A 14,260-nucleotide genomic window follows, 5' to 3' on the forward strand; every position below is an offset into this window, starting at 1 on the left:
GTGACCGACAAGCCCGCCCCTGGTAACCAGCTGGATTCGACTGCAGAAGGCGCCGACACGGACGTCGATGACCTGCGATCCGGTCTGGCCGATCTCGCTAATCTGGTAGCCGATTCGCTCGGACTTGAGGAGCTCCTGGCCCGAGTGGCCACCTACGCGGTGCAGGCCATTCCCGCCGCGGACGGCGCAGGGCTGACGTTGCTGCGTAGTGACCGCACGGACAACCGGGTCAAGGTTCTAGCCGCCAGCGCCCCCTTCGTACAGCAGATCGATGAGATCCAGTACGTCGAGGTCAACGAGGGGCCCTGCATCACCGCCGCGTTGGAGCGACGCACCGTGCGGTCCGGGTCCTTGGGCGGCGAGAAGCTCTGGCCGCGCTTCGGCCCGCGGGTGGGACGTCTCGGCGTGCACAGCGTGTTGTCGCTGCCGCTGCTGCTGCCCGGCCAGGTGGTCGGGGCCATCAACGTCTACGCACACCGCAAGGATGCCTTCACCGAACGCGCCGCCGAACTCGGCGAGCTGTTCGCCGTTCCCGCCGCCGTCGCGGTACACAACGCGCACGTACTGACCCAAGCCCGGGCGCTGACCACGCAGCTGCAGACAGCACTGTCCACCCGTCCGGTCATCGACCAGGCCATCGGTATCCTGCGTGCCCGTTCCGGAGGAACCGCCGAAGATGCGTTCGACCGGCTGCGCCGGATCAGCCAGGCCGAGAACGTCAAACTGGCGGTGGTCGCACGAAGCATCGTCGACGAAGCGGTGCGCCGCGCGCACGCCCGCCGCACCGCGCCATAACCCCGCGTAGCGTTAGGTATAGGCACTGTTAGACCCCGATCCCTGATCCGTGGTCAGATATTGCGCCCGGGCAGTCGCGACCTGCGGCACTCGGCTTAGGACGAGAAAGAGCGGCGTTCGGGGCGTCAATGGGGAGCACTACCCCTTGTGGACATCACCGCGGCGCTGGCTGCCGATCTGGCGGCCCTGACCGAAATCCTGGACGCCCCCGACTTCGACCTCACCGACACGCTGCGCCAGTTGGCGGGCAACACCAAACTCGCGGTGGGGTCGTATCTGGGTCTGACGGTGATGATCACTGCCTTCGGCCGTCAATCCACCTTCACCGTGCTCGAATCGGGGACCGAGCTCGGCGACATCGTCACCTCGATGCGCTTACCGATGCCTCCGGCGGTTTCCGACCCCATCGCGGGGCCGCTTGCGGTGCTGATCCTCTACGCCGGCAACCCCGGCGCTTTCGTCGACCTGGCCGCCGACCTTGCCTGGCTGACCGGCCTCGCCCTGAGCGAGTTCGTGCTGGATCAGCACCGTATACCGCCCCGGCCTGCACCCGGCGGGCTCGCAGCAGCCTCGCTGATCGATCAGGCGATCGGAGTGTTGATCGCCCGCGGCTACACCCTCGAACATGCCCACCGCGAGCTCGATGCCCGGGCCCAGCGACTGGGCGTGGGCCGCATCGGCAGCGCGAACGACATCCTCGACGAGTTGAACCAGCCGGTCTCCGAAGACGATTGAACCTCCGTAGGTGGCCGTCAGCCGGCCGAAGACCCCTCCAGCTGTGCCGAATGACGGTTGATGCCCCCGCCGGCTGCGGTGCGGCGCCGGCGACCGTCGGCAATCCCGCTCAGCGCTTGCACGGTGGCCAACGGCCCGGACCCGGTATCGGTACGGCTCGGCGTCGACTCGCCCCGGCCGCCCGGCAGCACGTGCGGGGCGGCGGCGATCGCCAGGACCGCGGCTCCGGAGGCGCCCAGGGCCTGCGACCAGCCCAGCGGCCCCACCGGAACACAACCCAGGAGCTGACTGATCCCGGGCAGGCTGATCATGGCCGCGAACGCCGCGAAGGAACCGGCTGCGGTGAGCACCACCAACGGAGCGCGGGAGTCGACCAGCGTTTGGGCGAGCTCGGTGGCGACCAGCGTGATCAACGCGACGGTGGCGGCGCGTTGCACGCGGCCGGGTACGGGAGAAAGGCTGGCCATCCCCCACGCGGCGCTGGCCGCGGCGCCGGTGATGGCCCCGCGGACGGCGACGGCACGCATCAACCTGCGCTCGTCGATGCCGTGCACCACCCGATGCGAGGCACCGGCGGGCGTGCTGACGGCGACCGCGGTAGCCGGCAGCGCGTCGGTCAGCATGTTCATCAGCAGCAGTTGGCGGTTGTTCAGCGGCGAGGTGCCCGACAGCGCGGCGCCGACCACGCCGAAGATCACCTCCCCGACGTTGCCGCCGAGCAGGCCGGTCACCGCCAATTGCACCCCGCGCCACAGTCGCTGGCCCTCGTCGATGGCATCGACCAGCGCGCCGATGCGGCCGTCGGTCAGCACAATGTCGGCGGTGAGGTGCGCCGAGTCGCTGCCACGTGCGACCACACCGAGGCCCACACTGGCGGCCCGGATCGCGGCGGCGTCGTTGGCGCCGTCGCCGACCATGGCGCAGACCCGTCCGCTGCGTTCGAGGGTCTGCACCACCTGCACCTTGTTCTCCGGGGACATCCGGGCGAAGATCACCCGCTGCGCCACCGCGTGTTCCTGATCCTTGCGAGACAGTGCATTCCACTGGGCTCCGGTGATGACCTGATCGGCGGTGACCGGCACTCCCAGCTCCGCGGCGATCGCCGTGGCGGTGACGGGGTGATCGCCGGTGATCAGCCGGATTCCGACCCCGCGCTGCGCCAGGTCGGCGAGCAGCTGCGGGGCTTCGGCGCGGGGGGTGTCGGAGATGCCGAGGAACCCGACCAGTGTCAGCCCGCCCTGGCATAGCCCGGCGAGGGCGTCCGGGTCGCCTGCCAGCGATTTCACCTGGGTGGCAGTGAGCCGACGCCGCGCCACCGCGATCACCCGCAGGCCGCCGGCCGCCAGCTCGCTCACCGGCGCGTCACTGTCGGGGCCCAGACCGGTGCAGGCGGCCAACACCACTTCGGGCGCACCCTTGATCATCAGGTCGGCGCCCATCACCGATGCCGAGAACGCTCGGCCGGAGCGGAACGGCAGGTGGGCGTCCGGGGTGGTCCACAGCGGCGCCCCGCCATAGGAAATTCCGGCGGCCGCTTCGGTGACGGCCTGGTCGGTAGCGTGCGTGTGGGGATCGCCCTCGGGCGCCGGCGCGGCGTTGGCCGCGCACCGCAACACGTCGTCATGGGCGTGGCCGGCCACCGGATGGACGCGGGTGACCCGCAGCCGGTTCTCACTCAGCGTTCCGGTCTTGTCGAAGCAGACCACCTCGACCCGGCCCAGCGCCTCCACGGAGCGGGGAATACGCACCAGCGCACCGGAATCGGTCAGCCGTTGGGCGGAGGCGTGTTGGGCCAGGGTCGCCATCAGCGGCATACCCTCGGGCACCGCCGCCACGGCAACGGCGATCGCGTTACCCAGGGCCAGGCGCAGTCCGCCGCCGCGCAGCATCCCGAGCAGTCCCACCATCAGCCCACCACCGGCGCTGGCCGGGAAGGCCCGGCTCATCAGCTGACTGAGTTGGTGTTGCAGGCCGACCACCGGCAGATCTCCGGCGGCCAGCTCTGCGGCCCGGCGGGCCTGGGTGTCGGCGCCGACGGCGGTGACGACGGCCACCGCGGTGCCGGCGACAACGGTCGTTCCGGCGTAGAGCATGCAGCGTCGGTCGGCGAGTTCGGCCCCGGGTGTCGCCGCGGTGTGCTTGTCCACCGACAGGGACTCGCCCGTGAGCGAGGATTCGTCGACCTCGAGATCGGTGGCCTCGATCAGCCGCGCATCGGCGGGCACCACCTCATTGCTGCGCACTTCGATCACGGTCCCGGGGATCAGCCGGTCAGCAACGATCTCGGCATAGGCGTGGGTGCCCGGCTCGAGGATGCGCGCCGGTGGTGTCTGTTGCGCCAGCAGCCGGTTCAGCCGATTCTCGGCCTGCAACTGTTGGGCCGCGGCCAGCATGCAGTTGCCGATCAACACCGTGCTGACCATGAGTGCGTCCACCGGCGAGCCCAGCATCGCGGTGGCCGCCGAGCTCAGTGCCAGCACCGGCATCAGCGGATCCGACAGCTCGGCGCGCACCGCCTTGACGAACTGCCAGGCCATGTGCGGCGGCGCCGCGTCGAGTTCGGCGGCGGCGCAGGCGACGTCGGGAACCGGCAGGATCGCGCGGACCTCATCGAGCGACATCGCATGCCACTCGTAGGCCGGTGCGGGCCGCGGCGCCGGCGTCCGCGCCACCTGGCGAGCCAGCAGGTATCCCGAGAGCAATCCGGAGGCCGCCCCGGCGGTGACCGGCCCCGGGCCGCGCCCACCCCGCACACCGGGAACCATCAGCAGGGCACCGATCGTCGACGCCCCGGTGGACAAGGCGATACCGCGCTGCGCAGCCGCGCGCGCGGCCGGTATCGCGTGCAGCACCCGCCAGGCGCCGGCCAGGTCGGCCAGCAGCAGATCCGCTTCCCACGGCGGTGCCGTCTCCGTGTCGTCGGGCAGGATCCCCAGGCCCACGTCGGCGCAGGCGAGTGCCTGCGCGCCGGTGGACGTCAGCACCGCGACGGTGCGGCCGTCTCGCTGACGTGCCGCCAGTGCGGTGGCCAGCGCCTCGTCGAGTTGAGCGTCGTCGGCGGCGATATCGACCGGTGCCAGTTCGTCGAAGGCGGGACGCAGTTCCCCCAGGGCCTCGACGTCGAGGGTGACCAGTTCCGCGCCGGACGCCCGCGCCTCGGCCAACAGCGCCGAGGCCAGCGGGTGCCGCGCGTTGGCGGAGCAGAGCAATCGCGGATCGATGAGAACGGCGTCGACGCGATCGAGGCGGCGCACGCCCTCCGGGCGCAACGGCAGCGCCGCGTGCTGCTCGACCAACGACCGGCTCAGGGTGGCCGCGAACGATTCCGTGGTGGTGCGCATGGCTTTCGGGCCGGAGACCACGGCTGCGGTGGCGGCTGTGGTGACGTTGCGGGTGAGCACTGCCACCAGGCCGGCACCGAACAACTGGACGTAGCCGGCCCGCCGGCCGTGCCGGTCGACCGCCCCCTCCGGTAGGGGCACCGGCCGCGACGGGACGTGGACCTGCGCCTGGTCGGCGTGCCGGGCCAGGTGCGGCTCGTGGCGGATCCAGGCCTGCGCCGCGGCCTGAGATTCGGCGGCCTTGACACCCTGCAACGCCAAGTCCACTGCCAGCGTGGCCGGCGACAGGGTGACGATCCGCGCTCCGGTGGAGATCAGCGACAGCACCGTGTCAGCCGGGCCCCGGCCGATTCGGTCGGCGAGCTGCTGGCGCAGCCACGGCTGGTAGTTCGCCAGCGCCGCGACGGCGTCGACGGTGATCGGTGCCTGCGGCAACCGCAGCGCACGCCCAGCGACCGCGATGGCCAGTCCGGCGGCATTCACGCCGACCATCACGCCCCGGGCCATCAGCAACAACCCGTCGCCGGGCAGGACGGTAGCCGGTGCGGCACCGCTCGGAGCTGTTGCGCCTTGAGACCGTCGGTAGCCGCCTTCGACCTCAGAGATCAGGCGGCACAGGTCATTGAGTGAAACCTGCTCGCCCTCTGCTGCAAGTTCCACCACGACCCGAGACAACGGGCGGTTCAGCCGCGCCGACACCACACTGGGTTCGGCGACAAGCGTGTCGAGCACCCGCTGCCCGAGTTCGGGGGATTCGCTCAAGCCACGGACCTCGATCCAGGCGCGGTTTTCCCCGCGCCAGCACCTGCGGGTCAGGGTCGCCCGGGTGGATTCGCCGGACAGCATCCGACTGGCTTCCCGAACTGGCAGCGCGGCGACCTGCAGCCCGGCCGTGGTGATGGCCCCAACCGCCTCGGTGGTGGCCGATGCGCTGCGGGCCGCCGCGCCGACGACGGCCGACGCCGCACGGATTCCCAGGGCGGCCGGGCGCAGCAGTGATGTCGGAATCAATTCGGCAGCAACCAATCCTGTGATCTGACGGCGAATCTGGGTGACACCCGCCGGGCGGCAAATGTGCCGCGTGAACTGCCCAATTCTGGCGATACTTTGGCGATTGCGCAACTATAGGAATGTGTCGTTCGGCGAATCCCGCCATGGGAGTTGGGACAAAATGAATGCCGCCATGGCTAAAGATGAAGAACGGCTGCCCGAAGAAATCAGTTCACCCAGCCGGCCCGACGAACCGACCACACCCCAACTCGCGTCCGCCGCGAGCACGTTCGCGCTACTCAGCAGCCCGGCACGCCTACATGTGATGTGGCTGGCCGCCCAGGACGCCTACGACGTGACAACCCTGGCGCGGCGAGCCGGCGTCAATGTCGCCACCATGAGCCAGCACCTGACCAAGCTGCGACTGGCCGGGCTGATCAACGCACGGCGTGACGGGCGCCACCACATCTACACCGTGGACGACCCGCACATCGTGACCCTGCTGCAGCAGATCTTCGCCCACATCGCCCCGGACGGCAGCCTGGCCCCCGACCCGCCGAAAGGGTCGTGAAACTCTCCGGAAGGTCAGCCCCGCAGGGACTTTGGTCCGTGATGGCCATCACGGACCAAAGTCCCGAGATCGAGTGATCGGCACCACTTTGCGATTTTTTCCAACCAACAACTGGATAACGTCTCGAGCCATGAAAGACCCAGTGCTTATCCTTCCGGTGCTCGCCGGAATCCTCGGGCTGCTCGTCTTCGGGTTCTTGGCCCTGGAGGTCGTGTTCCACATCGGCTGATCAGCGGCACCGTCAATCGATCACTCGGCGGTGACACCCGGATACGGCAGCAACGCCATTTCCCGGGCGTTCTTGATGGCGCAGGCGACCTGGCGTTGTTGACCAACGGTGAGTCCGGTGACGCTACGTGAACGGATCTTGCCGCGCGGGGAGATGAAGATGCGCAGCGTGGCGGTGTCTTTGTAGTCGACCGCCGTCACGCCCAGCTTGGCCAGCAGGTTCGGCTTGGCGGACCTGGCCGTGCTCCGCGGAACACGCCGCGACTCTTTGGGTTTGATCGCCATCTACCAGCTCGCCTTCCGGACGCCGGGCAGCTGGCGCTCATGCGCAAGCTGGCGCACCCGCACCCGAGACAGCCCGAACTTGCGCAGGTAGCCGCGGGGACGCCCGTCGGCACTGTCGCGGTTGCGCAGCCGCACCGGGCTGGCATCGCGCGGTTGGCGAGCCAGTGCGCGCTGGGCGGCCAATCGCTGCTGCGGGCTGCTCGACGTCGAACGAATGACTTCCTTGAGCTCAGTGCGCCGCTCGGCGTAGCGGGCCACCAGCGCTCGGCGCTGCTCGTTCTTCACGATCTTGGATTTCTTGGCCATGACTCAGCGCTCCTCCCGGAAGTCGACATGGCGACGGACCACGGGGTCGTACTTGCGCAACACCAGGCGGTCGGGGTCGTTGCGCCGGTTCTTGCGGGTGACGTAGGTGTAGCCGGTGCCCGCGGTGGAGCGCAGCTTGACGATGGGACGAATGTCGGTGCGCGCCATCAGATCCGCTGCCCCGCGCTTCGCAGCCGGGCCACCACGGCCTCGATGCCGTCCCGGTCGATGACCTTGATGCCCTTCGCGCTGACCCGCAGCGTGATCCGGCGGTCCTGCGACGGCAGATAGTAAGTCCTGACCTGGATATTCGGCGACCAGCGGCGCCGGGTGCGGCGATGCGAGTGCGACACCGCATTCCCGAATCCGGGCACCCGGCCAGTGACTTGGCAGCGTGCAGACAACGGAACCCTCTTTCGACCCTTATTGAAAATCATTGTCGACAAGCGACGCGCTGGAGGCTACCGTAGGAACGGCTTTAATGACAATGATTTTCAATAGGAGGGTGATGCGGACTCCGGTGATCCTGGTGGCCGGGCAGTACGGCACCGACGCAGCGATCAACGCCTTGCAGGTCAAGGCGGGCACGGTGACCGTGGCCTACAGCCTGGATGGTCACGTGGTGGTTCGGGAAACCACCAGTACGACAGCCGATGCCACGACGCTAGCCCTGGAGTTGGCGCACGGCTGCGTGTCCTGCACGCTGCGCAACGACCTGCTGGTCCTGTTGCGCCGACTGCACCGCCGGGCCGGCGTTGAGCGCATCGTCGTCCAGTTGCCCGACTGGTTGGAGCCGCAGCCCATCTGCTGGGCGATCCGCAACGTGCGGGTCCGCGTCGGACCGGGATACATCGACGGCCCGGCCGGCCGCGATGTGACGATCGCCGCGGTCGTCACCTGTCTCGATGCCACGGCGTGGCTGTCGCAAGCACTCGGCGACGACGAACTCGACGACGGGCGCACCATCGCCCAAGTGGTGGTCGGCCAGGCCGAATCCGCCGATGCACTGGTGATTTACCACCCGGACCCGACTGCGTTGGCGGTGCTGCGCCGGTTGGCTCCGCTGGCACGCATCACCGCCGGTACCGATCGTCTTGAACAGGCGCTGACCCACCTCGACGACGGCGCCCGCCGCGGTCGCGGCGATGATCCGCACGCCCCGTTGCTGGCCGGTCAACCGCCGCTACGGGCCGAGGGCCGGGTTGAGCTGATCGAATTCCACGCCCGCCGACCGTTTCACCCGCAGCGCCTGCACGCGGCCCTCGATGCCCTGCTCGACGGCGTGATCCGGGCGCGTGGGCGGCTGTGGTTGGCCAACCGGGGGCAGCGGGCGATCTGGCTGGAGTCGGCGGGCGGCGGATTGCACACCTCGGCGGTGGGCAAGTGGCTGGCCGCGATGACGGCCGAGGAGGCCGCCCGAGTGTCCGCCGAACGCCATGCGTTCGCCGATCTGATCTGGGACCACCGCTACGGCGATCGGCACACCTCGCTGGTGATCCTGGTCTGCGGCGCCCGCCCCGAGCAGATCCGCGAGGCCCTGTCAGGCGCACTGCTCACCGACGACGAGTTACGCCGCCCGAACCAGTGGGCCGGCTACCCCGACCCGTTCGGCGATCACCACCAGGAACCGTGCGACGAAACCCCAACGGCCACCGCAGACATTTCCCTGTACCGCACCCGAGACGGAGATCAGCGATGAAACCCGGCATCCACCCCGACTACCACCCCGTCGTCTTCCAGGACGCCACCACCGGGGAGACGATCCTGACCCGCTCCACCGTGACCAGCGACCGCACCATCGAGTGGCCCACCCCGACGGGCACTCGCAGCTACCCGCTGGTGATCGTGGAGATCAGCGCGGCGTCGCACCCGTTTTGGACCGGCAACAGCCGAATCGTCGACACCGCCGGGCAGGTCGAGAAATTCCGCCGCCGCTACGGACAACGCCAGAACTGATCTAACCGGCGCGCCACACCCGCAACGCCGCGACGATCATCGGAATCTGCAACGGCAGGCGCGCGATCGTCCCCGCCCTCATCCAGGGTTTGGCCCAGAACAACCGGACCGAGTAAATATTCGCCGGGAACACCGCAACGAACAGGGCGGCCGCGGCCAGCCCGGCCCTGCGACGGGTGCGCGGGAACAACAGCAGGGCACCGATGACCAGCTCGGCGACCCCCGACACATACGTGTACATGCGGGCGCTGCCCGGCAACTCCGGCGGAACGATCGTGTCGAAAGGCTGCGGGAAGACGAAATGTCCTGCCCCTGCGCCCAACAGCAGCCCGGCCAGCCCTCGCGCAGCCGTGACGGCACTTCGCTGTCCTGACGGTGCGGCGCTCATCGGTCGATCGTAGCCAGCGAGGCGGCCCGCAGCCACCGGCCGCCGGTGCCGAAAAGTACGGCCGCCATCAGGGCATGGATCCGGGAGCGCTGTTCGTCTCGATCGTCAAAGTTAACCAGGCGTCCTATATCGACGACGAGAGCAAGGGCCGCGTGGACCCGGAACACCGCTTCGGTGTCGCCTGCGCCGACCTGACTCACCAGGTGGGCCCATTCGTCGACGTTCTGCCGCTGCAGACCGCGCAGTTCAACCCGGTCGGGTTCGGGCAGGTTGGCGAACTCGGCGAAATAGATATTGATCAGCTCGGGCGCGGCGAACGCCAGCGCGGTATAACGCTCGGCGATGCGCAGGGCCGCCTGCCGCGGGCTGGTCGATTCGGCGAGGGAATCGGTGATGGCCATCAGCACTCGGGCGCTGGCCCGATGAAAGGCGACGGCCAGCAGGGCTGCCTTACTCGGGTAGTAGCGATAGGCGCTGGAGCCGTTGAGTCCGGCGGCGGTAGCGATCTCCTCGATGCTGACTTCGTAGAAGCCCCGCTGGCCGAACATGCGGATGGCCTCGGCGAGCAGCCGTTCACGTTTGGACGTGCTGGGCAGACCCCGCTCCGGGCGTGGCGGCGGCGGACCCGAAGGCGCGGGCGGCAGCTCGACGGTGAGCACCGACCAGCACAGCTCTGCGAGCAGGTCCGCAAGTGCGGCGGCCGGCAGCCGCGTTCGGTGCGCGGAGATGCTGCCGATGACGCTCAGGGCCGCAGCGGCCAGGATCGCGGTGTCGGCCTCGGGAAGTTCCGGGCGCAGCGCCGCCAGCGGTTCGGCGATCGTGGCGTTGAGCGCGTCGTAGCCGGCTCGGATGTCCTTGCGGTCCGGCGGTTGCAGGTAGCGCCGTTCCCACCGATAGAACGCGCCCTCGCGCCGCGTCCCGATCGTGGTCTCGATCAGCGCGGCGGTGATCGCGCGCAACCGCTCCGGCGCGGGCCGGCTCGGATCGTCGGCGGATCGTGCGGCGGTCACCAGCACCCCCGCCGTGTACTGGGCGGTCGCGACCAGTAGCGCGTACTTGTTGGCGAAGTGCCGATACAGCGCGGGGCCGGAGAGACCAACCTCGGCGGCGATCTCGTCGACGCCGACCGCGTGGTAGCCGCGATCACTGAACGCACGGGCCGCGGCGCGGACGATCTGCGCCTTGCGGTCCTTGGGGCGGCGCTGCACCGCAGTCGCTGATCCCGCGGCCATGGACGCAACCATTTTCACCCCCGTGTTGACTGTTGGACCCGACGCCCATACGTTAACCACAATTTACGTTTTCATCCACGGAGGAAGTGACGTGCTGCAATCCCGGTTCATCGAAAGGCGGGTCTGACCGTGTCCGAGAACGCCAGCTCCGCCAAGCTCACCGCGACCCGCGACGGTCGGGTGCTGCGGGTGACGATTACCAATCCCGCTCGGCTCAACGCGATCGACTACGACACCATGGCGGGCCTCGGTGACGTCATCGCCGGCGCGGCCGACGACCCAGGCGTGCGGGCCATCGTCATCACCGGCGAAGGCAAGGCCTTCTGCACCGGCGCCGACCTGTCGGCCACGGCCGGCGGCGTCAGCCCCGAGGAGGTGATGGACTGCGCCTCCCGGCTGGTTACCTCGGTCGCCGAGACCCCGGTGCCGGTGATCGCGCGGATCAACGGGCCGGCCGCCGGTGTCGGCGTGGGTCTGGCGCTGGCCGCGGATCTGATCTACGCCGCCGAGAGCGCCTACTTCCTGCTGTCGTTCACCAACATCGGCCTGATGCCCGACGGCGGCACCACCGCCCTGGTTGCGGCTGGCGCCGGGCGGGCCGTGGCCAACGAGATGGCCCTGCTCGGTGGGCGCCTGTCGGCCACCGCCGCCCGCGATGCCGGCCTGATCAACGCGGTGCTCGGCGAGGCGGAGTTGGACGCCCGGGTCAACGAGGCCGCCGAGAAACTGGCCCACGGACCGCGTCGCGCCATCGAATTGACCAAGCGCGCGCTCAACGCCACCAACCTCGCCGCACTGGATGCCGCACTGGCCCGCGAGAAAGCCGGCCAGGTGGAGTTGCTGGGCTCCCCCGACTTCTTCGAAGGCGCCGCCGCGATGCTGCAGAAGCGGAAGGCGGTGTTCGGCGAATGATCGCTCAGCCGCTGCGGTCTCGCCGCAACCATTGGATGAATCAGGTGGCGAACCACGCCGCGATGCGTCCCGACGCCGTCGCCTTCCGCTGTCGTGGCAACGACACCACCTGGCAACAGCTGCACGATCGCTCCGAGCGCCTGGCCGGGGCACTGTTCCGGCGCGGCATCTCCTTCGGCGACCGCGTGCTGATCGTGATGCTCAACCACACCGAATACATCGAGGCGACCTTGGCGATCAACGCCTTGGGGGCCATCGCCGTACCGGTCAACTTCCGCCTCACCGACCCTGAGATCAGCTACATCGTCTCCGACAGTGGCGCCAAGGCTGTCATCACCGATCAACTGCTTGCACCGCTGATCGAAGCCGTCCGCAAGAACACCCCCGGACTCGATGTGGCCGTGGTGCTCGGCGACGACTACGAATCGCTGATCGCCGAGCCCGGCGACCCGCACCCGGGCAACGATGTCCCCGAAGACACCCCGGCGCTGATCATGTACACCTCGGGAACCACCGGAAGTCCCAAGGGCGCCATCCTGTCCCACTCCAACCTGCTGGCCCAGTCGCTGACCTGTATCCAGGCGCTGCAGATCAGCCCGGACAGCGTGTACTTCTGCGCCGCACCGATGTTCCACATCGCCGGCCTGGGCAGCATCGCACCCAACCTGATGCTGGGCACCAAGACGGTGATTCACCCGCTCGGTGCGTTCAACGCCAAGGACACCCTCGACGCCTGGGAGAGCGAGCGCGCCACCTCGGTGTTCCTCGTGCCGGCGCAGTGGCAGGTCATCTGCGCGGATCCGACTGTGCCGCAACGAGACCTGGCGCTCGAAGTGATCAGCTGGGGGGCGGCTCCGGCGTCCGACACCGTACTGCGGGCCATGGCGGAGACGTTCCCGGACGCGCTCAATGTCGCGGTGTTCGGCCAGACCGAGATGTCACCCATCACCTGCGTGCTCCAGGGCAGCGACGCGATCCGCAAACTCGGCTCAGTCGGCAAGGTGATCCCGACCATCTCGGCACGGGTCGTCGACGAGAACATGAACGACGTGGCGCCCGGCGAGATCGGCGAGATCGTCTACCGCGGGCCGACAATGATGCAGGGCTACTGGAACAAGCCCGACGCGACCGCTGAGGCGTTCGCCGGCGACTGGTTCCACTCCGGTGATCTGGTCCGCGTCGACGACGAGGGTTTCGTCTACGTCGTCGACCGCAAGAAGGACATGATCATCTCCGGCGGCGAGAACATCTACTGCGCCGAGGTGGAGAACGTACTGTTCGAGCACCCACTCATCCAGGAGGCCGCCGTGATCGGGCGTGCCCACGACAAGTGGGGCGAGGTCCCGGTGGCCATCGTCGCGGTAGCGGCCGGCGAGGCGCCGCTGACGTTGGAGGACCTCGAGCCCTTCCTCAACGAGCGCCTGGCCCGCTACAAGCACCCGAAGGAGCTGGTGCTGGTGGACGCCCTACCCCGCAATGCCAGCGGCAAGGTGGTCAAGCCGCAACTGCGCAAGCAGTACGGCTAGCCGGGGCCGGCGCCCGGGCAGCTCAGCTGTCGCGCAGCCCGATGGCCTGCTCGAGGTAGGCCCAGAGGCGTGCGCGGTCAGCACTGCTGTCGTGGGTGAACGGCAGATAGTGCTCGGGGCGCTGTCTCCGGTCGTGCCAGAATCGGCCGGTCGGCGGAGCGGGCTGAGTTGCAGCCAGCCAGATCGCGGTGTCAGCCCCCTGCTCTGCCGTGCGCAGCAGCGGTTTGGTGAGTTTGCGGAAAGTCGGCAGCGACGTGACCACTCCCGGCGTGTCGGACCAACCCGGGTGCATGCAATACACCGAGATCCCGGCCGCCTTCCAGCGTTCGGCCAGCACCGGGGTCAGCGCCACCTGCATCCGCTTGGTGCGGGCGTAGGCGGTTGCGCCGCGGTAGGGACCGACCCGGTATTCGGGGTCGTTGACAGCCAGCGCCTGGGTATACATGCCACCCGACGACATCAGGATGACCCGCGGGTCGGCGGACGCGGCCAATGCGGGAACCAGCAGTTCGGTCATCAGCACCGGACCCAGAACATGGGTGGCCAGGGTGATCTCGTGTCCGTCGGCGGTCTCGGCCCGCGCCGCCGGCAGCAGACCGGCGTTATGGATCACCACGTCGAGGCTGGGCAGACGTGCGCCGAGGTCAGTGACGAACCGCCGCACCGCCGACAGGTCGGCCACATCACACACCTCCGCGCGCAGGTCGGCATCCGGGTGCTCGACGGCCAGCTCGGCTCGGGCGCCTTCGATGCGCTCGAGGTTTCGGCTGACCATCACCACCGTGGCACCCAGCGCCGCCAGTCCCCCGGCGATCGCCTTCCCGATGCCGCTGTTGGCCCCGGTCACCATCGCGGTCTTGCCGCGCAGGGCATGCGGCGCCGGATCACCGGACCACGCGTGCGCTCGAATCCGGTACCCGAGGCGGCTGTAGCCGGGAACCACGGCACGGTCCAGCACTGAATCGATTACCGACCCCAGATCCATCGGCCCAACC

Annotated in this window: 15 protein-coding genes; 7 read left to right on the forward strand and 8 right to left on the reverse strand. The window is 69.0% G+C overall.

The genetic code is table 11. From position 1 onward, the window contains the following. Together N416_RS0109070 and N416_RS0109075 are read left to right on the forward strand one after the other, a co-directional pair. The gene (locus N416_RS0109070; protein ID WP_024441791.1) at positions 1 to 795 is read left to right on the forward strand and encodes a GAF and ANTAR domain-containing protein; all 795 of its coding nucleotides are present in this window, start codon (positions 1 to 3) and stop codon (positions 793 to 795) included. Positions 796 to 942: 147 nt separating this feature from the next. Next, a complete protein-coding gene (locus N416_RS0109075; RefSeq protein ID WP_024441792.1) occupies positions 943 to 1,530 on the forward strand; it encodes an ANTAR domain-containing protein in 588 nt (195 codons plus the stop codon). Positions 1,531 to 1,547: 17 nt separating this feature from the next. Here N416_RS0109075 and N416_RS0109080 read toward each other — a convergent pair whose 3' ends face one another. Further along, entirely contained in the window at positions 1,548 to 5,864 is a 4,317-nt protein-coding gene (locus N416_RS0109080) for an HAD-IC family P-type ATPase (RefSeq protein ID WP_024441793.1), read from the reverse strand. Positions 5,865 to 6,054: 190 nt separating this feature from the next. Between N416_RS0109080 and N416_RS0109085 the strand changes: the two genes are divergently transcribed. Next, complete coding sequence (locus tag N416_RS0109085; protein WP_036457595.1) at positions 6,055 to 6,432, forward strand: helix-turn-helix transcriptional regulator; 378 nt, start codon at positions 6,055 to 6,057, stop codon at positions 6,430 to 6,432. A gap of 249 nt (positions 6,433 to 6,681) precedes the next feature. On the opposite strand, the gene rpsR is transcribed toward N416_RS0109085, so the two are convergent. From rpsR to rpmB, 4 genes are read right to left on the reverse strand one after another with little or no spacing between them, the layout of a single operon-like run. Beyond that, positions 6,682 to 6,945: a 30S ribosomal protein S18 gene (gene rpsR, locus N416_RS0109095; protein WP_024441795.1), complete on the reverse strand. Its 264-nt coding sequence runs from the start codon at positions 6,943 to 6,945 to the stop codon at positions 6,682 to 6,684. Continuing rightward, positions 6,946 to 7,251: a 30S ribosomal protein S14 gene (rpsN, locus tag N416_RS0109100; protein WP_024441796.1), complete on the reverse strand. Its 306-nt coding sequence runs from the start codon at positions 7,249 to 7,251 to the stop codon at positions 6,946 to 6,948. Between the two features lie 3 nt (positions 7,252 to 7,254). Further along, entirely contained in the window at positions 7,255 to 7,419 is a 165-nt protein-coding gene (gene rpmG, locus N416_RS0109105; protein ID WP_024441797.1) for a 50S ribosomal protein L33, read from the reverse strand. Further along, positions 7,419 to 7,655 (reverse strand): 50S ribosomal protein L28, encoded by a 237-nt coding sequence (gene rpmB, locus N416_RS0109110; protein WP_024441798.1) that lies wholly within the window; start codon positions 7,653 to 7,655, stop codon positions 7,419 to 7,421. The genes rpmG and rpmB overlap by 1 nt, the downstream gene beginning before the upstream one ends. 104 nt (positions 7,656 to 7,759) lie before the next feature. Here rpmB and mrf point away from each other — a divergent pair, with 104 nt between their 5' ends. Both mrf and N416_RS0109120 read left to right on the forward strand, forming a co-directional pair. After that, positions 7,760 to 8,950: a ribosome hibernation factor-recruiting GTPase MRF gene (mrf, locus tag N416_RS0109115; protein WP_024441799.1), complete on the forward strand. Its 1,191-nt coding sequence runs from the start codon at positions 7,760 to 7,762 to the stop codon at positions 8,948 to 8,950. Then, entirely contained in the window at positions 8,947 to 9,207 is a 261-nt protein-coding gene (locus tag N416_RS0109120; RefSeq protein ID WP_024441800.1) for a type B 50S ribosomal protein L31, read from the forward strand. The genes mrf and N416_RS0109120 overlap by 4 nt, the downstream gene beginning before the upstream one ends. A gap of 1 nt (position 9,208) precedes the next feature. Here N416_RS0109120 and N416_RS0109125 read toward each other — a convergent pair whose 3' ends face one another. Continuing rightward, positions 9,209 to 9,595: a MauE/DoxX family redox-associated membrane protein gene (locus tag N416_RS0109125; RefSeq protein ID WP_024441801.1), complete on the reverse strand. Its 387-nt coding sequence runs from the start codon at positions 9,593 to 9,595 to the stop codon at positions 9,209 to 9,211. Then, positions 9,592 to 10,827 carry a TetR/AcrR family transcriptional regulator gene (locus N416_RS0109130; RefSeq protein ID WP_231384093.1) on the reverse strand — a complete coding sequence of 412 codons (1,236 nt, stop codon included), beginning with the start codon at positions 10,825 to 10,827 and terminating at the stop codon, positions 9,592 to 9,594. The genes N416_RS0109125 and N416_RS0109130 overlap by 4 nt, the downstream gene beginning before the upstream one ends. Before the next feature lie 129 nt (positions 10,828 to 10,956). Here N416_RS0109130 and N416_RS0109135 point away from each other — a divergent pair, with 129 nt between their 5' ends. Both N416_RS0109135 and fadD5 read left to right on the forward strand, forming a co-directional pair. Beyond that, complete coding sequence (locus tag N416_RS0109135; protein ID WP_024441803.1) at positions 10,957 to 11,739, forward strand: enoyl-CoA hydratase-related protein; 783 nt, start codon at positions 10,957 to 10,959, stop codon at positions 11,737 to 11,739. Next, positions 11,736 to 13,265, forward strand: a complete 1,530-nt coding sequence (fadD5, locus tag N416_RS0109140) for a fatty-acid--CoA ligase FadD5 (RefSeq protein WP_024441804.1) — start codon at positions 11,736 to 11,738, stop codon at positions 13,263 to 13,265. The genes N416_RS0109135 and fadD5 overlap by 4 nt, the downstream gene beginning before the upstream one ends. Positions 13,266 to 13,287: 22 nt before the next feature. Here the strand turns inward: fadD5 and N416_RS0109145 are convergent, their stop codons facing one another. Next, a complete protein-coding gene (locus N416_RS0109145; RefSeq protein WP_024441805.1) occupies positions 13,288 to 14,250 on the reverse strand; it encodes an SDR family NAD(P)-dependent oxidoreductase in 963 nt (320 codons plus the stop codon). Between the last annotated feature and the right edge of the window lie 10 nt (positions 14,251 to 14,260).

Origin of the sequence: Mycobacterium sp. UM_WGJ, from assembly GCF_000455125.1 — a bacterium.
Lineage (GTDB): Bacteria > Actinomycetota > Actinomycetes > Mycobacteriales > Mycobacteriaceae > Mycobacterium.

Bases quoted from the DNA above. Each gene is read 5' to 3' on its own strand.
- N416_RS0109145 (WP_024441805.1), bottom strand. From the start codon at position 14,250: ATGGATCTGGGGTCGGTAATCGATTCAGTGCTGGACCGTGCCGTGGTT.
- rpmG (WP_024441797.1), bottom strand. From the start codon at position 7,419: ATGGCGCGCACCGACATTCGTCCCATCGTCAAGCTGCGCTCCACCGCG.
- N416_RS0109125 (WP_024441801.1), bottom strand. From the start codon at position 9,595: ATGAGCGCCGCACCGTCAGGACAGCGAAGTGCCGTCACGGCTGCGCGA.
- fadD5 (WP_024441804.1), top strand. From the start codon at position 11,736: ATGATCGCTCAGCCGCTGCGGTCTCGCCGCAACCATTGGATGAATCAG.
- N416_RS0109130 (WP_231384093.1), bottom strand. From the start codon at position 10,827: ATGGCCGCGGGATCAGCGACTGCGGTGCAGCGCCGCCCCAAGGACCGC.
- N416_RS0109120 (WP_024441800.1), top strand. From the start codon at position 8,947: ATGAAACCCGGCATCCACCCCGACTACCACCCCGTCGTCTTCCAGGAC.
- mrf (WP_024441799.1), top strand. From the start codon at position 7,760: ATGCGGACTCCGGTGATCCTGGTGGCCGGGCAGTACGGCACCGACGCA.
- rpsR (WP_024441795.1), bottom strand. From the start codon at position 6,945: ATGGCGATCAAACCCAAAGAGTCGCGGCGTGTTCCGCGGAGCACGGCC.
- rpsN (WP_024441796.1), bottom strand. From the start codon at position 7,251: ATGGCCAAGAAATCCAAGATCGTGAAGAACGAGCAGCGCCGAGCGCTG.
- N416_RS0109085 (WP_036457595.1), top strand. From the start codon at position 6,055: ATGGCTAAAGATGAAGAACGGCTGCCCGAAGAAATCAGTTCACCCAGC.